Origin of the sequence: Hydrogenophaga palleronii NBRC 102513 (assembly GCF_001571225.1) — a bacterium.
Taxonomy (GTDB): Bacteria; Pseudomonadota; Gammaproteobacteria; order Burkholderiales; family Burkholderiaceae_C; genus Hydrogenophaga; species Hydrogenophaga palleronii.
Map to the genome: position 1 here is coordinate 1 of NZ_BCTJ01000026.1, position 18,116 is coordinate 18,116.

General features: G+C 69.6%; 15 protein-coding genes. 7 read left to right on the forward strand and 8 right to left on the reverse strand.

Annotated features, from left to right (window positions below; translation table 11 throughout):
- Positions 1–301: 301 nt before the first annotated feature.
- The 6 genes from HPA01S_RS16495 (at position 302) to rbp (ending at position 7,010) form a co-directional block, all read left to right on the forward strand.
- Positions 302–1,633: a glycerate kinase type-2 family protein gene (locus HPA01S_RS16495; protein WP_066271866.1), complete on the forward strand. Its 1,332-nt coding sequence runs from the start codon at positions 302–304 to the stop codon at positions 1,631–1,633.
- A 75-nt stretch (positions 1,634–1,708) separates the two neighbouring features.
- The gene (locus HPA01S_RS16500; RefSeq protein WP_066271867.1) at positions 1,709–2,386 is read left to right on the forward strand and encodes a DUF3348 family protein; all 678 of its coding nucleotides are present in this window, start codon (positions 1,709–1,711) and stop codon (positions 2,384–2,386) included.
- A 4-nt stretch (positions 2,387–2,390) separates the two neighbouring features.
- Complete coding sequence (locus HPA01S_RS16505) at positions 2,391–5,171, forward strand: DUF802 domain-containing protein (RefSeq protein ID WP_157085071.1); 2,781 nt, start codon at positions 2,391–2,393, stop codon at positions 5,169–5,171.
- On the forward strand, positions 5,168–5,833 hold the full coding sequence (locus HPA01S_RS16510; protein ID WP_066271869.1) for an OmpA family protein: 666 nt from the start codon (positions 5,168–5,170) through the stop codon (positions 5,831–5,833). The genes HPA01S_RS16505 and HPA01S_RS16510 overlap by 4 nt, the downstream gene beginning before the upstream one ends.
- Entirely contained in the window at positions 5,826–6,371 is a 546-nt protein-coding gene (locus HPA01S_RS16515; RefSeq protein ID WP_066271870.1) for a DUF2894 domain-containing protein, read from the forward strand. Before HPA01S_RS16510 ends, HPA01S_RS16515 begins: the two co-directional genes overlap by 8 nt.
- A gap of 282 nt (positions 6,372–6,653) precedes the next feature.
- Complete coding sequence (rbp, locus tag HPA01S_RS16520; protein WP_066271871.1) at positions 6,654–7,010, forward strand: RNA-binding regulator; 357 nt, start codon at positions 6,654–6,656, stop codon at positions 7,008–7,010.
- Between the two features lie 226 nt (positions 7,011–7,236).
- On the opposite strand, the gene HPA01S_RS16525 is transcribed toward rbp, so the two are convergent.
- From HPA01S_RS16525 to HPA01S_RS16550, 6 genes are all read right to left on the reverse strand, one after another.
- Positions 7,237–8,379, reverse strand: coding sequence for a YncE family protein (locus tag HPA01S_RS16525; RefSeq protein ID WP_066271872.1), 1,143 nt, complete (start codon positions 8,377–8,379; stop codon positions 7,237–7,239).
- Between the two features lie 41 nt (positions 8,380–8,420).
- Positions 8,421–10,916, reverse strand: coding sequence for a TonB-dependent siderophore receptor (locus tag HPA01S_RS16530; RefSeq protein ID WP_066271873.1), 2,496 nt, complete (start codon positions 10,914–10,916; stop codon positions 8,421–8,423).
- A 115-nt stretch (positions 10,917–11,031) separates the two neighbouring features.
- Complete coding sequence (locus HPA01S_RS16535) at positions 11,032–12,006, reverse strand: FecR domain-containing protein (protein WP_066271874.1); 975 nt, start codon at positions 12,004–12,006, stop codon at positions 11,032–11,034.
- Positions 12,003–12,503, reverse strand: a complete 501-nt coding sequence (locus HPA01S_RS16540) for a sigma-70 family RNA polymerase sigma factor (protein WP_066271875.1) — start codon at positions 12,501–12,503, stop codon at positions 12,003–12,005. The genes HPA01S_RS16535 and HPA01S_RS16540 overlap by 4 nt, the downstream gene beginning before the upstream one ends.
- A gap of 74 nt (positions 12,504–12,577) precedes the next feature.
- A complete protein-coding gene (locus HPA01S_RS16545; protein ID WP_066271908.1) occupies positions 12,578–13,339 on the reverse strand; it encodes an ABC transporter permease in 762 nt (253 codons plus the stop codon).
- Between the two features lie 2 nt (positions 13,340–13,341).
- On the reverse strand, positions 13,342–14,310 hold the full coding sequence (locus HPA01S_RS16550; RefSeq protein WP_066271876.1) for an ABC transporter ATP-binding protein: 969 nt from the start codon (positions 14,308–14,310) through the stop codon (positions 13,342–13,344).
- Positions 14,311–14,364: 54 nt separating this feature from the next.
- Here HPA01S_RS16550 and HPA01S_RS16555 point away from each other — a divergent pair, with 54 nt between their 5' ends.
- A complete protein-coding gene (locus tag HPA01S_RS16555; protein WP_066271877.1) occupies positions 14,365–15,459 on the forward strand; it encodes a PA0069 family radical SAM protein in 1,095 nt (364 codons plus the stop codon).
- 41 nt (positions 15,460–15,500) lie between these two features.
- Here HPA01S_RS16555 and HPA01S_RS23920 read toward each other — a convergent pair whose 3' ends face one another.
- Together HPA01S_RS23920 and HPA01S_RS16565 are read right to left on the reverse strand one after the other, a co-directional pair.
- The gene (locus HPA01S_RS23920) at positions 15,501–16,145 is read right to left on the reverse strand and encodes a response regulator transcription factor (protein WP_245638678.1); all 645 of its coding nucleotides are present in this window, start codon (positions 16,143–16,145) and stop codon (positions 15,501–15,503) included.
- Positions 16,124–18,109 carry a two-component system sensor histidine kinase NtrB gene (locus HPA01S_RS16565; RefSeq protein ID WP_066271878.1) on the reverse strand — a complete coding sequence of 662 codons (1,986 nt, stop codon included), beginning with the start codon at positions 18,107–18,109 and terminating at the stop codon, positions 16,124–16,126. The genes HPA01S_RS23920 and HPA01S_RS16565 overlap by 22 nt, the downstream gene beginning before the upstream one ends.
- Between the last annotated feature and the right edge of the window lie 7 nt (positions 18,110–18,116).

An 18,116-nucleotide genomic window follows, 5' to 3' on the forward strand; every position in this document is an offset into this window, starting at 1 on the left:
TTTTTCCCCGCACCCCTGTGCTGCTCAGCCCGGCCTGACGGCAGGGGAGCGGGGCCGGGAACGGGAACGGGAACGGGCTTCCCCTCCGGCGTGCGGGCATCGCTCCCTCTCCCCCTGGGAGAGGGTTGGGGTGAGGGCACCTTGACCGACGACCTCTCTTCCTTGAAATGACCTGCCTCGTATTCACCGCCCACCGGGTCTCGGCCTCACGGCCGTCGCCGCCACCGCAGCCGGCACCTCCCGGGTCGCCCTCCTGCTGTGAGCAGGGGCGGTGGTTTCCCCCGCACTAAACTCTCCCCCCATGTCTCAACCGACCCCTACCTCTTCCCCCAGCCTCAGCGACCCGCGTGCCCTGCTGCGCCACCTGTACGACGTGGCGGTGCAACGTGCGCTGCCCCTGCACAACACCGCTGCCAGCCTGCCGGCGCCGCCCAAGGGCCGCACTGTGGTGCTGGGTGCGGGCAAGGCGGGTGGTGCGATGGCGCAGGCGGTGGAGGCGCTGTGGCCGGCCGATGCGCCGCTGTCGGGCCTGGTGGTCACGCGCTACCACCACACGCCGCCCCGGCCCGAAGGCCTGGCGCAGCGCATCGAGGTGGTGGAAGCCTCGCACCCGGTGCCCGATGCCGCCGGCCTCCAAGCCGCGCAGCGCATCCTGCAACTCACCGAAGGCCTCACGGCCGACGACCTCGTGCTCTGCCTCATCTCCGGCGGTGGTTCGGCCCTGCTCACGCTGCCGTGCGATGGCCTCACGCTGGAAGACAAACAACGCATCAACCGCCAACTGCTGGAAAGCGGCGCGCACATCGGCGAGATGAACACCGTGCGCAAGCACCTCTCGGCCATCAAGGGCGGGCGGCTGGCGGCGGCCTGCGCGCCGGCGCGGGTGGTCACGCTCACCATCAGCGACGTGCCGGGCGACGACGTCAGCGTGATCGCCAGCGGCCCCACCGTGCCCGACGCCTCCACCTGCGCCGAGGCGCTGGACATCCTGCGCCGCTACGGCATCGAGGTGCCGGCGGCCGTGCGTGCGCAACTGGAGAGCGGTGCGCTGGAAACCCCCAAGCCCGGCGACGAACGCCTGCACGGCCATGCGGTGGAGCTCATCGCCACGCCGCAGCAGAGCCTGGAAGCCGCGGCCGAAGCCGCGCGTGCGTTGGGCCTGAACGTGGTGGTCCTGAGCGACGAGATCGAAGGCGAGTCGCGCGAGGTCGGCAAGGTGCACGGCGCACTGGCGCGCTCCACCGCGCTCGGCCGCAGCAGCTTCACCACCCCCTGCGTGATCCTGAGCGGTGGCGAAACCACCGTGACGGTGCGCCCGCGTGTCGAAGGCCAGGCCCGGGGCCGTGGCGGGCGTGCCGGCGAGTTCTGCCTCGGCCTCGCGCAGGCCCTGGGTGGGCAGGCCGGCGTCTGGGCGCTGGCGGCCGACACCGACGGCATCGACGGCGTGGAGGACAATGCGGGTGCGCTGGTGACGCCCGACACCCTGGCCAGAGCCGGCGAAAAGGGCCTCAAGCTCACCGACCACCTGGCCCGCAACGATGCCTACGGCTTCTTCGAGTCCATCGGTGATCTGGTCATCACAGGCCCCACGCACACCAACGTGAACGATTTCCGGGCCGTGCTGGTGCTCTGACACCGCCGCCCATCTGCTTTCTGTCCTGATCGATCAGCGCGTCCGCAAGGACGCCCCTGCCCCAATTTTTCTCCCGTGCGCAGCAGCCAGTTCAACCGTCCCGCCCTCGTGCGCCAGCTCGCCGGCTGGTTGCCCGTGTCCGCGGAGGCCACGGCGCCGCGCCAGGACATCGCCGAGCGGCTGGGTGAATGGCTCAACGTGGCCGATGCCATCGCGCTGAAGGCGGTCCACCAGGCGCTGCCCGCGGTGGGCCGCGCACCGCGCCGCGCGGATGCGCTGCCCGAAGCGCGGCAGGCGGAGCTGGAGGCCGAGCTGCAGCGGGTGCGAGACACCCTGAGCCGCTCCATCACCACCCCGCCGGTGCCCGCGGTGCAGGCCGAAGACACCCTGTTCACCCCGTACCACAAGCGCTGCCAGGACCAGCAACGGCGCATGGAAATGAGCATCGACGCCTTGCGCGGGCACCTGCGCCAGACCTTGTCGGCCGCGTCGCCCCGGCTGGCGCAACTGGCCACGCTCGACGCCACGCTCGACCAGATGCTGGGTGGCCGCGAACAGCGGCTGCTGGCCGGCCTGCCGGCCTTGCTCAAGCAACGTTTCCAGCAACAGCGCCAGGCCCATCCCGAGACCTGGCCGGCGCTGTTCGAACACGACTTCCAACAGGCCTTGCTGGCCGAGCTCGAGCACCGGCTGCAGCCGGTGCTGGGCATGATCGAAGCGCTGGCCGAGGCCAGCCGCACCGAACCGAACTGAATCCATGAACCGCTCCTCCTTGAACCGCCTGTTTTTTGCCACCGCTTTTGCGCTCGGCCTGTTGTCCATCGCCTGGGTTGGCGCCGGTTTTGTCGGCAGCAGCGCCTTTGCGCTGGCCATGACGCTGCTCATCGGCGGCGTCTTCCTCATCGGCGCGCAGGAACTGCGGCGCTACCGCCAGGCCACCGCCGCATTGTCCGAAGCGCTGGGCCAGGTGCCGCAGCCGCTGGACAAGCTGGGCGACTGGCTGCAACAGGTGCCACCCGCGCTGCAGCACGCGGTGCGCCGGCGCATCGAGGGCGAGCGTGGCGCCTTGCCCGGCCTGGCGCTCACGCCCTACCTGATCGGCCTGCTGGTGATGCTCGGCATGCTCGGCACCTTCCTCGGCATGGTGGTCACCTTCAAGGGCGTGGTGTTCACGCTCGAAGGATCGGCCGACCTGCAGGCCATCCGCTCCGCGCTGGCCGCGCCCATCAAGGGCCTGGGCCTGGCCTTCGGCACTTCGGTGGTGGGTGTGGCCACCTCGGCCATGCTGGGCCTCATGTCCGCCATCAGTCGGCGCGAGCGCACCGAGGTCGCGCGCCAGCTGGAGGCGCTGACCACCACCGTGTTCCGCCCGTTCTCGCTCGCCCAGCAACGCCAGGCCACCTTCGACGCCCTGCAGCAGCAGGCCGGTGCCCTGCCGGCGGTGGCGGAGCAACTGCACGCGCTCATCGGGCAGATCGAACGCCGCAACCAGCAGCTGGACGACCAGCTGCTGGCGCGCCAGGCGCAGTTCCACGTTGAAGCCGGCGAGTCCTACCGCCGCCTGGCGCAGTCGGTGGAACGCTCCCTCGCCGACAGCCTGAGCGCCAGCACGCGCGTGGCCGCCGAGAGCCTGCAGCCGGTGGTGCAGCAGGCCATGGAAGGCGTCGCGCTGGAATCCAACCGCCTGCACGAGCGTGTGCAGGCCGCGGTGCAGGCGCAGATGACCGGCCTGACCGAACGCTTCGGCGCCACCACCCAGACCGTGGCCGACACCTGGAGCGGCGCGCTGCAGCAGCACACGCGCGCCAGCGAACAACAGGCGCAAGGCCTGGAGCGCGCACTCGCCGCCTTCACCAGCACCTTCGAAGAGCGCAGCGCCGCCCTGGTGGGCAGCGTGCACGAGGCGGTGAACCGAACGCAGGCCGAGCAGGCCGGCGCCGAGCAACAGCGCCTGACGGCCTGGACGCAGGCATTGCAAAGCCACGCCCAACTGAGCGGACAGCAGGTGCAGGGCCTGGACCGCGCACTCACCGCCTTCACCAGCACCTTCGAAACCCGCAGCGCTGCCCTGGTGGACAGCGTGCACGAAGCGGTGAACCGAACGCAGGCCGAGCAGGCCGGTGCCGAACAGCAGCGCCTGACGGCGTGGACGCAGGCATTGCAAAGCCACGCGCAATTGAGCGAACAGCAGGTGCAGGGCCTGGACCGCGCGCTCAACGCCTTCACCAGCACCTTCGAAACACGCAGCGCCGCCCTGGTGGACAGCGTGCACGAGGCGGTGAACCGCTCGCAGGCCGAGCAGGCCGGTGCCGAACAACAGCGCCTGACGGCCTGGACGCAGGCGTTGCAAAGCCACGCGCAATTGAGCGAACAACAGGTGCAGGGCCTGGACCGGGCGCTGAGCGCCTTCACCAGCACCTTCGAAACCCGCAGCGCCGCCCTGGTGGACAGCGTGCACGAAGCGGTGAACCGAACGCAGGCCGAGCAGGCCGGTGCCGAACAACAGCGCCTGACGGCCTGGACGCAGGCGTTGCAGGAACACGCGCGCCTGAGCGAACAACAGGTGCAGGGACTGGACCGGGCGCTGGGCGCTTTCACCAGCGGCTTCGAGGCGCGCTGCAGCGCACTCATCGCGGGCGTGCAGGACAGCGCGAGCCAGTCTCAGGCGGCACAAACCGCCACCGCTCAGGCGCAGCAGGCAGAGGCGGTGCAGGCCTTGCAGGCCATGGCCGCCACGCTTCAGGCCGAGTGGCAGCAGCTCGGCGCGCAGACCCTGGCGCAGCAGCAGGCATCGGCCGACACGCTGGCGCAGACCGCCACGCTGTGGCGCGACGAGATCGCCAACCTGCGCCGCGACGAAGCCGCGCGCAGCGATGCCAGCGCGCAGCGCCTGGCCGAACTGCAGGCCTCGCTGAACGCGCAGGTGACGGACCATCTGCAGACCCTGGGCACCGCGCTGGAAGCGCCCATCACCCGCCTGATTGACAGCGCGGCCGAGGCGCCCAAGGCGGCGGCCGACGTGATCGCACAGCTGCGCGGCGACATGGCCCGCATCGGCGAACGCGACAACCTCGCGCTGCAGGAGCGGGCATCGCTCATGGGCCAGATCGATGGCCTCCTGCAGAGCGTGCAGCAGGCCACCGGCGAGCAGCGCGCGGCCATCGAGTCGCTGGTCGGTTCGGCCGGTGCGGTGCTGGAACAGGTCGGGCGGCAGTTTGCCGACACCGTGGGTGCGCAGGCGGTGCGCGCCGAAGACGTGGCGGCCCAGGTCAGCGGCAGCGCGATCGAACTGGCCAGCCTGGGCGAAGCCTTCGGCCACGGCGTGCAGCTCTTCAGCAGCAGCAACGACAAGCTGGTCGAGAGCCTGCAGCGCATCGAGGCCGCGGTGGGCCAGTCGATCGCGCGCAGCGACGAACAGCTGGCCTATTACGTGGCGCAGGCGCGTGAGGTGATCGACCTCAGCATCAGCGCGCAGCAGGGCATCGTGGAAGACCTGCGCAGCCTGCGCGGCCCGGCACCGAAGGCGGCGGCCGCATGACGGCGCTCGACGACACCGACATCGACAGCGATGGCACCGAGCGCAACGCGCCGGTGTGGGCCGTGTTCGGCGACCTCATGGCTGGCCTGGTGGGTGCCTTCGTGCTCATCCTGGTCGGTGTGCTGGTGGTGCAGATGGACCTTGTCACCAGCCTGCAGGCCGAGGTGCAGAAGCGCCAGCAGGAAGAACAACGCCGCATGGCGCTGGAGAAGGCCCTGGCCATTCCGCTGCAGAACGGGCGCGTGACGCTGGACAACGGCCGTATCGGCATCAGCGGCAGCGTGTTGTTCGCGCTCAACTCCGACCAGCTGCGGCCCGAAGGCCGCCAGGTGCTCCAGAGCCTGGTGCCACCGCTGCAGGTCTACCTGGCCGAGCGCGAAGAAATGTTGATGGTCAGCGGCTTCACCGACGACCGCCCGGTGCAGGCGAGCAACCAGCGGTTTGCCGACAACCTGGAGCTGTCGGCGCAGCGTGCACTCACCGTCACGCGTGCGCTCATCCAGGAAGGCATGCCGGCGCATCAGGTGTTCAGTGCCGCCTTCGGTGCAGAGCAGCCGGTGGCGTCGAACGCCGAAGAAAGAGGCCGCGCGCTGAACCGCCGCGTGGAAATGGCCCCGGTGCCCAAGAGCGCGCCGTCCAAACCGGCAACGCCGAATGGGTGAGCACGCCAGCGCGGTGCGCGCCCACCAGCAGGCCGCCCTGGCGCGCCGCCTGCAGACCGCCCCCGAGGCGGTGCGGGCGCTGCTGCAAGCGCGTGTGGCGCAGGAGGCACAGCCGGCCGATGGCCCCGCCGTGGCGGACACACCGGCACCGCAGCAACCTGCCCGCAGCCGGCCGCGCGCCGCGCCGGCCAAACCGCTGACCCCGCTGGGCGAACTCAACCGCCACATCAGCGAACGCACCGGCCTGCCCGCCGGTGCGCGCAGCGAACTGCGCAGTGCGCAAGCCTTTCGTGAGACCTGGGCACGCCTGTGTGCCGAGGCCGAGGTGGTGCAGGCGGTGCGGCGCGGGCCCGAGAACGCCGGGCCGCTGAACTCCCACATGCTGGTGCTGCGCACCCTGGGCCTGCTGAGCGACTGCTCGCCCGACTACCTGCGCCGCTTCATGGCGCAGACCGACACGCTGCTGTGGCTCGAGCACACCAGTGCCCGCCTGAAGCAGCCCGCGGCCAAGACCAGGGCCCCCCGGCAGAAGAAATGAGCCGGGTTTTGTCCGGGTTTTCCCCGGGGACAGGCCTCGCCGGATGGGTGGCAGGGCGACAAAGTGTCTGTTTTCACCCCAAAAATGCGCGAACCAGCACCCAACTTGCTGGCCGGGTTGGACGGGAGGGGACTCCTGACGCATACTGCGGCCCGTGCAACGCGAAAAATTGCGTGCACAGGTGAGGTGATTGGTCAGTTTCGCGCGCGACGGCGTGACTTTCGGGTTTGTTGAGCTTTCGGGACCCCATCGCTTTGTTTTTTGTATTTTGAGGAGTCCCCCATGGGCAACAAACTTTACGTCGGCAACCTGCCTTACTCGGTGCGCGACGAAGACCTGCAACAGTCTTTCTCTGAATTTGGCTCGGTCAACAGCGCCAAGGTCATGATGGAACGCGAAACCGGCCGCTCCAAGGGCTTTGGTTTCGTCGAAATGGGCAGCGATGCCGAGGCGCAAGCCGCCATTTCCGGCATGAACGGCCAGTCGCTCGGCGGCCGCAGCATCACCGTGAACGAAGCCCGTCCGATGGAACCCCGTCCCCCCCGCACCGGCGGCTACGGCGGTGGCGATCGCTCGGGTGGCGGCGGCTACGGCGGCGGCGGTGGCGGCTACGGTGGTGGTGGTCGCGGCGGCTACTAAGCCCTGCACCTGACGGCTCCGGCACAGCCCGGGGCCGCACAGCCAAAAACAAAAGGCTTCAGAACCACGGTTCTGAAGCCTTTTTTGTTTTGTCCTTTGTTTTCTGCCGCCGTGTGGCTCTCAGCCTGGTCCGCAGCGCGTCCGGGCCGGCCCACGCCGGGGCTGGTGGCGGTGCCTTGTGTTCATCGGATGGACCCACCCGATGAAGGCACCGCTCCTGCGTGCGTCAACCGCCGCGCAGGTCGATGCGCACGACGCTGTCGCGCGCATCCTTGCGGTAGGCCGGGTGCTTGTCGCCGTGCGGGGCTTTCACCGTCACGTACAGCGTCTGGCCGTCGGGCGAGAGCGCCAGGCTGTTCGGGTGCACCGGCAGGTCCAGGCGGCGCTTGACGGCGAAGCTGTCTGCGTCGAACACGGTCACGCCGCCCGAGCCCTGCGGGTTGCTGTTGTTGACACCGCGGTGGCTGACCACGACCTCACGGCGCTGGGTGTTGTAGACGATGTCCAGCAGGCCCACACCGTCCACCGGCACTTCGCGCACGAAGCGGCCGCTGGTGATGTCGGCCACGTAGACGCGGTTGGTGTTGGGGTCCACCGCGAACAGGCGCTGGCCTTGTGCGTCCAGGGCCAGGTTGATGAAGAAGTGCTTGGAGTCCTTGTTGTCCTTGGTCTCGCCCGTGCTGAAGCGGCCGACCACCTTGCCCGCATCGGGGTCGATGGCCAGGATCTCGTCCACGCCGCCCTGGCCCACGTAGAGGCGGTTGCGCTGCGCGTCGTAGGCGCCGCCGGCCGTCCAGATGCCGTCGCTGGTGATGGTGTGGGTGAGCGTGCGCGTCTTGCCGTCCACGATCCAGACCAGGCCCGGGCGGCCCGGGCTGGTCACGAACACGCGGTCGTTCTTCTCGTCGACGATGACCTTGCGCGTGTGTGGCGTGACTTCTTCGCCCTTGTCGTTCTTGCGCGGCGTGGCCATCTGGATGGTGGCCTGCACCAGGCCGCTGGTGGCATCGATCACCGAGATGGAACCCTCCATGGTGTTGCCGGCGTACAGCGTCTGGGTGCGGTGGTTCATGCCGAGCGCGAAGGAGCGGCGTGGCAGTTGCACGGTCTGCTGGATCTGCAGCGTGCGCGGGTCCAGCCGGTGCACGAAGCCGCCGTTCTTCGCATCGAAGCCGGTGATGTCGGCGACGAACACCGATTGCCCGTCGGCGGTGGGTGCGACCTCGTAGACGCCAGTGAAGGCGTCCTGGCGCAGGATCGGCGCGCTGGCCTGGGGCGCAACTCCGGTGGGCAGCGACTGGCATCCGGCGGCGACGAGGGTGGCCGCGAGCACGGCGAAGCGGAGGTGGCGAGGGAAGGAGAGAGACATGGATGGTGTCCTGGTGGGTGATGAAAAAGAAATGAAGGGCCTCAGAAGTCGTAGCGCATGGCGACGTTCACGCTGCGCGGAGCGCCCCAGGTGTAGAACAGGCCCTGCGAGGTGAAGTTGGTGACGCCGGCGAAGTACTTCTTGTCGAACAGGTTGTCGATGTTGAGACTCAGGCTCAGCTGGCGATTCACCTGGTAGCGGGCCATCAGGTCGGTGACCCAGTAGGCGTCCTGGCGCAGCGTGGCCGCACCGCGGCTGGTGGAGATGGGGCTTTGCCAGCGCACGGCGGCGCCCAGCGTCAAGCCTTGCACGGCGCCCTTGTCGATGCGGTAGCTGCTGGCGAGCTTGAACTGGTGCTCGGGGGTGGTGGACGCGCTGCTCAGGTTGCTGCTGTGGAGCACGTAGCTGCCCTGCACCTGCCAGCCGCGCGCCACTTCACCCGACAGCTCCAGCTCGTAGCCGCGCCGCGACGCGCCCTGGACCGCGCGCGAGATGGTGTTGCCGTTCGCATTGATGCCGACCGTTTCGGCCGTGTTCTCGGTGCGCATCCAGAACGCCGAGATGCTGGCGTTGAGGCGCTTGTTGAAGAACTCGCCCTTGGCACCGATCTCGGTGGTCGCGCCTTCTTCCGGGTCCAGCGTGCGCTCGTTGATGTCCTTGGCGCTCTGCGGCTTGAAGATGCTGGCGTGGCTGGCGTAGACCGAGACGTTGGGCGACACGTCCACCACCAGGCCGGCGTAGGGCGTGACCACGCCGCGCTCGCGCATGCTGTAGTTGTACCAACTGACGTCGGTCACGTCTTGCTGGTCGTAGTCGCTCACGCGCGCGCCCACGATGAGCTTCACCGGGTCGGCGAGGTTGATGCGGCTGGTGGCGTAGACGTAGCGGTTCTTGCGGCTGAACAGGTCGTTGGAATAGGCCAGGCCGCCCCAGCCGGGTTCGACGATGGCGCCGCCGCCACCTTCGTAGGTGAGGCCGGCCGCGGTCAGCGACGAGCCCGGCGCGCTGCCGCGCTGCAGTGTGGTGCGCGCGCGCGTGATGCCGGCGCCGAGCAGCAATTCGTGCCGGCGGCCGAGCAGTTCGAACGGGCCCTGCACGTCCACGCTGACGCTGTCGTTGCGGTCGTCGATGTCGGCGTAGCGGCCGTACTGCACCGCGCCGGGCAGTGCGTACTGCAGGTAGCCGATCTTCAACTCGGGGGTGTCCACCGTGTCGCGCGCGAGTTGCAGCTTGCCCGTCCAGCCGTTGCCGAAGCGGTGCTCCAGCCGCGCGAACAGGCCCAGCGATGTCTGCTCATAGCCGCCCCAGGAGGCGCCGTTGGTGTACGAGCGCGGCATCAGCGGCACGGCCACGCCGGTGCCCGAATAGGCCTGGATGGGGGTGGTGCCCGAGCTGCCGCGCAGCTCGCGTTCCTTGTAGATCAGGCCGCCGCTGAGCACGGTGTCGGGGGCCAGGTCGGCCTCCAGCGTGCCGTAGAGCGTGCGGGCCTGGCTGTGCTGGTTGTCGCGGAAACTGTCGGCTTCGCGGTGCGCGGCAACGAGGCGGCCGCGCAGCGTGCCGGCCGCGTTGAGCGGGCCGCTGACGTCGCCTTCGACGCGACGGCTGCCCCAACTGCCCGCACCCGCCTTCACGTTGGCCTGGAACTCCTGCGTGGGCCGCTTGCGCACCAGGTTGACGGTGCCGCCGTAGTTGCCATCGCCATTGACCAGGCCCGAGGATCCTTTGAGCACTTCGATGCGGTCGATCTCGACCATGTCATCCAGCGTGTAGAGGGTGTGGCTGTTCCAGCCCCAGCCCGTGGACAGCAGGCGGTTGCCATCGACCTTGAGGTTGGCCGTGGAGCCGCGCATGTTGAAGGTGGTCATGTCGCTCTGGCGGCTGACCGCCACGCCCGGCGTCTGCTCCAGCACTTCTGCCAGCGTTTCCAGCTGGAAGTCTTCCATGCGCTGGCGCGTCATGATGGTGACGGACTGCGGCGTCTCGCGCAGCGTCAGCGCCAGGCCGGTGGCGGCGCCGCTGGGGCCGGCGGCGGTGTAGCTGTCGATGCCTTCGGTGCGGCCGTTGCTCTCGGCCCTGGCCGTCACGCGCACCTCGGCCAGGGACGCGCCATCCTGGGTGGCCGCGGCGGCGGGAGCCGCTGCCACCGGTGCGGCGGCTGCCGCGCGGCGCAGCGTCCAGGTGCCGTTCTCGGCCACCACGGCCTGCAGCCCGGAGCCGGACAGCAGCGTTGCCAGCGCCTGCGCGGGGGCGTGCGGGCCCTGCACGCCGGGGCTGCTCTGGCCGCGCACCAGTTCGGGCTGGTAGACCAGCAACACGCCGGAGGCGCGCGCGAAAGCCGTCAGCGCGCCGTCCAGCGGGCCGGCGGGAATGGCGTAGGCCACGGCCGTGGCGGAGGCGGTCTGGGCCCGCGCGGCGGGCGCAGCCAGCAGACCGGTCAGCGTGAAGGCGGCGGCCAGCGCGGCGGCCAGGGTGTTGGCGGGGAAGGCGCGGCGGCGTGGCTGGGGCAGGGCGGATGGGGAGTGCAGGTGGCTGGGCATGTGTCTTGGAAAGGAGGAAGGGGAAAGAGGCTCTCCCTTCCTTGACGCACGAGCGGCCAAAAGGTACAGACCGGCAGCACGTCGCCGCGCGTTTTTTTCTGGAAGCGCTCTCTCGTCAGCCAACCGGCCCGATGCGCACCCAGTACTTCACCGGCACCTGCACCCGCACCGGCAGCGCCTGCACCAGCGCCAGCAGGATGCGGTCGGTGTCGGCCAGCGGGAACACGCCCGAGAGCCGCATGCCGGCCACCTCGGGCGCGACCTGGAGCAGGCCGGGGCGGTAACGGCGCAGTTCGGCGATGAAGGCGTCGAGCCGCATGTCGGAGGCGATCAGCAGGCCCTCCACCCAGGCCGGCGCCGGAGCCGGGGGCAAGGCCTCGGCTGCGCTGTCGCCGGTGCGCAGCCGTGCGGTCTGGCCGGCGTGCATGTGCAGCGCCGTGCCGCCCGTGGCCTGCAGGTCCACCGCGCCTTCAAACACCTCGACGCGGGTCGCATGCGCCTGAGGGCCGTCGCGGTCGTGGCGCACCGTGAAGCGTGTGCCCAGGGCCTGGGCCCGTCCGGCCGGGGTGTCCACCACGAAGGGGCGGTCGAGGGGCAAGGTGTCTGCCGCGGTGCGCACCAGCAGTTCGCCGGCATGCAGCCGCAGCCGGCGCAGCGTGCTGCTGAAATCGACATCCAGCGCGGTGGCGGTGTTCAGCAGCAACTCGGTGCCATCGGGCAGTTGCAGCCGGCGTTGTTCACCCTTGGCGGTGCGCAACTCGGCCAGCCAACCCTGGGCGGCCAGGTGTTCGTGGCCGAGGTGGACAGCCAGGCCCGCCACGGCCAGCGAGGCCATGCCGCCCAGCACACGCCGGCGTTGCACCCGGCCGCGCACATCCACCAGGGCCGGTGCCAGGCCGGGGGCCTGCACGCGCCAGCGCGCGTCGGTGGCCTCCACGTGGCGCCAGGCCTGTTCGTGCAGCGGGTCGGCGTCGCGCCAGCGCTGCCACTGGGTGCGGCTGGCGGTGGTGGCTTCGCCGGACCACAGGTGCACCAGCCAGCCGACGGCGGCGTCCACCACCGGCGCCGGCAAGGGGGCGGGCTGCGTCATGCCGCGGCCTCGGGGAAATAACAATGCCGGATCGCTCGTGCCATGTACTGCTTGACCGAGCTGAGCGAGACCCCGAGCCGCTCGGCAATCTCGGCATAGGGCATGCCATCGAGCTGCGCCCACAGGAAAGCCTGTCGCACCCTGGCCGGCAGGCCGTCGAGGATGCGGTCGATCTCGCACAGGGTTTCGAGCACGATGGCGCGCTCTTCCGGCGAGGGCGCCAGCGCCTCGGGCAAGCGCGCCAGCGCGTCGACGTAAGCGCGCTCGACCTCGCGCCGCCGCAGGTGACTCAGCATCACATGCCGGGCCACCGTGGTCAGGAAGGCGCGCGGTTCGCGGATCTGCTCCAGCGCCTGGCGCGACTCGATCACCCGCAGGTAGGTGTCTTGCGCGAAGTCTGCCGCATCACCGGCATGGCCGAGGTGCCGGTACAGCCAGCCCCGCAGCCAGCCATGGTGCTGCTGGTAGAGCTGGGTGAGGGAGTGTTGCGGCGTCACGGCGGTTAGATGCGAAAGATTCGCATTATCACACCCCGCCGCAGGCGGGTGTGACCGCCCTCAGGCGATGCCGTTCAGCGGCGGAGCTTGTAGCCGGTCTTGAACACCCACCAGATGAAGCCCAGGCACAGGGCCATGAAGACCAGCGTCATGCCGGTGCTCACCGCGATGTGCACGTCGGCCACGCCGTAGAACGACCAGCGGAAACCGCTGATGAGGTAGACCACCGGGTTCACCAGCGACACGGTCTGCCACACCGGCGGCAGCATGTTGATGGAGTAGAACGCGCCACCCAGGAAGGTCAGCGGCGTGACCACCAGCAGGGGAATGACCTGCAGCTTCTGGAAACTGTCGGCCCACAGGCCGATGATGAAACCGAACAGGCTGAAGGTGACGGCGGTGAGCAGCAGGAAGCCGATCATCCAGAGCGGGTGCGCGATGTGGTACGGCACGAAGACCCGCGCGGTGAGCAGGATCAGCAGGCCCAGCATCACCGACTTGGTGGCCGCCGCGCCCACATAACCCAGCAGTGCCTCGATCCACGACACCGGCGCGGACAGCAGCTCGTAGATGGTGCCCGACCACTTGGGCATGTAGATGCCGAACGAGGCGTTGGAGATGCTCTCGCTCAGCAGCGACAGCATGACCAGCCCCGGGATGATGAAGGCGCCGTAGCTCACACCGTCGATGTTGCCCATGCGCGAGCCGATGGCGGTGCCGAAGACGATGAAGTACAGCGAGGTGGTGAGCACCGGCGCGACGATGCTCTGCGTGAGCGTGCGGAAGGTGCGCGCCATCTCGAAGCCGTAGATGGCCCTGATGCCGTGGTAATTCAAACTCATGCGCGCGCTCCTGGTTTCTTGTGGACGAGGCTCACGAAGATGTCTTCGAGCGAGCTCTCGCTGGACTGCAGGTCCTTGAAGTCGATGCCCTGTGCGCCCAGCGTGCGCAACAGTTCGGCGATGCCGGTTTCGTCCTGCTGGGTGTCGAAGCTGTAGGTGAGGGTGTGGCCGTCGGCCGAAAGCTCCAGTGGCCAGCGTGCCAGCGCTTCGGGCAGGTGCTCCATGGTCTGGCGCAGCGTCAGCGTGAGCTGCTTCTTGCCGAGCTTGCGCATCAGCACCGCCTTGTCTTCCACCACGATCAGTTCGCCGTGGTTGATCACGCCGATGCGGTCGGCCATGTCTTCGGCTTCTTCGATGTAGTGGGTGGTGAGGATGATGGTGGTGCCGCGGTCGCGCAGCTCGCGCACCATGCGCCACATGTCGTGCCGCAGCTCCACGTCCACGCCGGCGCTGGGCTCGTCGAGGAACAGGATGCGGGGCTCGTGCGACAAGGCCTTGGCGATCAGCACGCGCCGCTTCATGCCGCCCGAAAGCTCCAGGATGCGGTTGTTGCGCTTGTCCCAGAGCGAGAGATCACGCAGCACTTTTTCGATGTACGCCGGGTCGGGTGCCTTGCCGAACAGGCCGCGGCTGAAACTCACCGTGGCCCAGACGGTTTCGAACGCGTCGGTGTGCAACTCCTGCGGCACCAGGCCGACGATGGCGCGCGCCTGGCGGTAGTCGCGCGCGGTGTCGAAGCCGTCGGCCAGCACCACGCCTTCGCTGGCGCGGGCGATGCCGCAGATGATGCTGATCAGCGTGGTCTTGCCGGCGCCGTTGGGGCCGAGCAGGGCGAAGATTTCGCCGCGCCGGATGTCGAGGTCAACCCGCTTGAGGGCTTGGAAACCACCGGCGTAAGTCTTGCTCACGCCACGCACGGACACGATGGGGTCGGCGGGCTGCGCCGCCAGTGAAGATGAAGGCATGGGGTCTCCTGAGACGCTGCACTCTACACTGTTTTTGTGTACAGTCGTCTTCCCATGCCGAACGTCCACATTCCCATTCAGGCCATCAAGGGCCGGGGCGTCAGCCACCGGCAGGCGCACCGCTTAGAGGCGGTGGCGCGCGATGCCTTCGACGATGGCTGGGGTGCATTGGACGAGGCCGCACTGGCGCGGGGCGAGGCGCCACCGCCGGTGACCGAGGTGCGCTGGGAAGACTGCAAGAGCGCCATCAGCCACAACGATTCGCCCGACGTCGGCTTCAACCTCGGCCTCAATCCCTACCGGGGTTGTGAGCACGGCTGCATTTATTGCTACGCGCGGCCGACCCACAGTTACCTCAACCTGTCGCCCGGGCTGGACTTTGAAACGCGGCTGATCGCCAAGCGCAACATCGCCGCCGTGCTGCGGCGCGAGCTGGCGAGCCCGCGCCACGTGCCGGGCCTGCTGGCCATCGGCACAGTGACCGACGCCTACCAGCCGGTCGAGCGCGAATGGAGGCTCACCCGCGCCTGCCTGGAGGTGCTGGCCGAGGCGAAACACCCGCTGGCCATCGTCACCAAGGGCAGTGGCGTGGAGCGCGACATCGACATCCTCGCGCCGATGGCGGCGCAGGGCCTGGCCGCGGTCTACATGACCATCACCACGCTGGACGGCCCGCTGGCGCGCCGCCTGGAGCCACGCGCGGCCGCGCCCCACCGGCGCTTGCGCACGCTGCGCACCCTGGCCGATGCCGGCATTCCGGTGGGGGTGAGCGTGGCGCCGCAGATTCCCTTCATCAACGACGACATGGAGCAGGTGCTCGAAGCGGCCTGGGAGGCCGGTGCGCGGCGCGCTTTCTACACCGTGCTGCGCCTGCCCTGGGAGGTTGGCCCGATGTTCCGGCAGTGGCTGGAGCAGCATTACCCGGACCGCGCGGCGCGTGTCATGGCACGTGTGCAGGAGATGCGCGGCGGCAAGGACTACGACGCCGACTTTTCGCAGCGCATGCGCGGGCAGGGCGTCTGGGCCGACCTGATCCGCCAGCGCTTCCACAAGACCTGTGCGCGCCTGGGCTACCACACCGAGCGCGAGCCGCTCAACACCTCGCTGTTCAATCCGCAGGCGCTGCGTGCGCAGCAGGAACTGTTCTGAATTCTTGGCGCTGAACGGTGAGCGCTGGGCGCCGCCCGGCCTCAGCCTTCCACGCTCAAACCCAGCCGGCCCAGCCGGTGCGCCAGCTCCACGGTGGACTGCACCTGCAGCTTGCCGAAGATGTTGGCGCGGTGGAACTCCACCGTGCGCTGGGTGATGCCGAGATGGTCGGCAATGTTCTTGTTGTAGTGGCCCTGCAGCACCTCGCGCAGCACCTCACGCTCGCGCCCGCTCAGCGCCGCCACGGCCTGTTGCAGGCGCAGGCGTTCCTGTTCGTTGTGCTGCTGTTCGATGGCCGCCTGCCGCGCGGCCGCCACCTTGTCCACCAGCAGGTTGTTCTGGAAAGGCTTCTCCAGAAAATCCCAGGCACCGTTCTTCACCGCGGCCACGGCCATGCTGACGTCGCCATGGCCGGTCAGGAACAGCACCGGCCAGGGCCAGGCCATGGCCTTGAGGCGCTCGAAGGTGGCCAGGCCCGAGAGCGGCTCCATGCGGATGTCCAGCAGCAGGACGCAGCAGTCGGCCTTCACCGTGCCGCTGCGCAGCGCCTGCAGAAAACTCTCGCCGCCGTTCCAGGGGTGTGCCACGAGGCCGCGCGATTCGAGCAGCCACACCATGCCGTCGCGGAAATCCGCGTCGTCATCGACCACGTGCACGGGAGGGTTCAGGGGTTCAGGGGCAGCCACAGCGTGAATTGTGCCCCCAGCAGGTCCGGGCTCCTGGCGAGTTCGATACGGCCGTGGTGCGCCTCGGCGATGGAGCGGCTGATCGCCAGCCCCATGCCCATGCCGCCGGGGCGGTGGCTGCTGAAGGCGTCGAACACCTTGGTGGCCTGATCGGGTGGCACGCCCGGCCCGTTGTCAGACACCCGCACGCCAACCTGGCCGCTGCCGGGCGGCATCACCAGTTCCACCCGCACGCAGGGTGTGGCGTGCTCTCCGAGTGGTGCCCACTGGCCGGCGTTGACGACCAGGTTGCGCAAGGCGTGCTCCAGCAGCATGGCGTCGGCGGGCACCACCGGGCCGTCGCCGCCGGGCAGGTCGAGCACCCGTTGCACGCCCTCGGGCAGGTCTGCGCCCGCTGCCACCCGCGCCACGAAGGGCGCGAGCGCCAGGGGCTGGCGCGTCATTTCCTGGCGGCGCGCGAAGGCGTTGACGCGCTGGATCACGCGGCCGGTTTTCTCCGCCATGTGTTCGATGCGCTCGACCACCGGAACGATCTCGTCGTAGCCGATGCGCTGCTCGCGCATGCGGTTGAGCAGGCCGGTGGCAAAGCTGCTGAGTGCGCCCAGCGGCTGGTTGAGTTCGTGCGCCAGCGTCGAGGCCACCTCGCCCACCGCCACCAGGCGGCCCGAGGCTTCCAGTTGCGCCTGCTGCTGCGCGGCCAGCCGCTCGATGCGCTGGCGTTCGGTGATGTCGAGCACCGAGCCGATCCAGCCGGCCACCTCGCCGCTGGCCAGCAAGAGGGGTGCACCGTGGGCCAGCACCTCGATGCGTTGCCCGTCGCGGTGCTGCAGCTGCCAGGCGTGCCCCAGTTGCTGGCTGTCGGGGTCGCTGGCGGCTTCGCGCAGGCGTTCAAACGGATTGCCCTGTTCGGGTGGCCAGCAGGGCAGTGGTGTGCCGGCATCCGCGGCCAGCCGCAGCAGCTCTTGCGGAGACCAGCCGACCAGGCGACCGAAGGCCTGGTTGACGTGGATCAGCCGGCCATCGCGGTCCCAGGCGCACAGGCCGAGCGGCACCGAGCGCTCCATGGCGCTGCGCAAGGCCAGCTGGGTCTGCAGCCGCGCCTCGGTGCGCTGGCGGCGCCGGTTGTCGCGCCACAGGCGCGCCAGCGCCAGCAGCATGCCGGCCAGGCAGACCAGGGCCATGGCGAAGAACGCGCGCGGTGCCAGCGGCGCCTGGTCGCCCAGGGCCTGCACCTGCAGCGCCAGCCGCGCGCCCGGCAGGTTGATGGGGGCGATGAAGCTGTCCAGCCCGGGCGGTGCGTCGTCGTCGGCCAGGGCCACCCGGTGGTCCTGCAGGAACCAGTCGGGCAGGGTGTCGGCCAGCAGCCGGTCCAGCGCCACGGCTGCCACATAGTCGCCGACGAAGCGGCCCTGCTCGAAGCCGGGCACCGCCAGCCAGAGCCATGGGCTCTCTGCCTGCGTGGCCGTGGCCAGCGGCCCGGCGTAGGCCGCGCGCTGCAGGCCGCGTGTGGTGTCCAGCATGGTGGCCAGAGCCTCGGCCGCGCCCGGTGCCAGCGTGTGTGCCGGCAGCACGGCGGCCGGTGCACGGCCCGCCGGCACCCAGCCATGGAAAGCCACCTGCCCGGGCCGTTGCCACCATGGGCCGCCCAGCCCGCTGGTGCGTGCGGGCCCGTCGGCGCCCTGCGCCCGCAGCGCGAGCACACCGAGGTCGGCTTCGAGCCGGCGCAGGTGAAAACGCAGGGTCTGGTCCAGCCACTGCGCGTCGGCCGTGCGTTGCCGGTCGGCCTCTTGCAGTTCTTCGGCGCGCAGGTACAGCACCATCAGCACCGCGGAGGTGGCAACCAGCAGCAGCAGGGCGACCAGCCAGCCCAGGGCGCGCCGCGTCAGGGCCGACGCGTGGCGCGTGTCCAGGTCCAGCGTGTCGACGTCGGGCAGTGGAGCGGGTGGGGCGGCGGCGGGTGGCATGGTGAAG

Coding starts and splice junctions, on each gene's coding strand:
- HPA01S_RS16535 (WP_066271874.1), bottom strand. CDS start 12,006: ATGACGCAGCCCGCCCCCTTGCCGGCGCCGGTGGTGGACGCCGCCGTC.
- HPA01S_RS16505 (WP_157085071.1), top strand. CDS start 2,391: ATGAACCGCTCCTCCTTGAACCGCCTGTTTTTTGCCACCGCTTTTGCG.
- HPA01S_RS16525 (WP_066271872.1), bottom strand. CDS start 8,379: ATGTCTCTCTCCTTCCCTCGCCACCTCCGCTTCGCCGTGCTCGCGGCC.
- HPA01S_RS16555 (WP_066271877.1), top strand. CDS start 14,365: ATGCCGAACGTCCACATTCCCATTCAGGCCATCAAGGGCCGGGGCGTC.
- rbp (WP_066271871.1), top strand. CDS start 6,654: ATGGGCAACAAACTTTACGTCGGCAACCTGCCTTACTCGGTGCGCGAC.
- HPA01S_RS16565 (WP_066271878.1), bottom strand. CDS start 18,109: ATGCCACCCGCCGCCGCCCCACCCGCTCCACTGCCCGACGTCGACACG.
- HPA01S_RS16515 (WP_066271870.1), top strand. CDS start 5,826: ATGGGTGAGCACGCCAGCGCGGTGCGCGCCCACCAGCAGGCCGCCCTG.
- HPA01S_RS16550 (WP_066271876.1), bottom strand. CDS start 14,310: ATGCCTTCATCTTCACTGGCGGCGCAGCCCGCCGACCCCATCGTGTCC.
- HPA01S_RS16510 (WP_066271869.1), top strand. CDS start 5,168: ATGACGGCGCTCGACGACACCGACATCGACAGCGATGGCACCGAGCGC.
- HPA01S_RS16530 (WP_066271873.1), bottom strand. CDS start 10,916: ATGCCCAGCCACCTGCACTCCCCATCCGCCCTGCCCCAGCCACGCCGC.
- HPA01S_RS16495 (WP_066271866.1), top strand. CDS start 302: ATGTCTCAACCGACCCCTACCTCTTCCCCCAGCCTCAGCGACCCGCGT.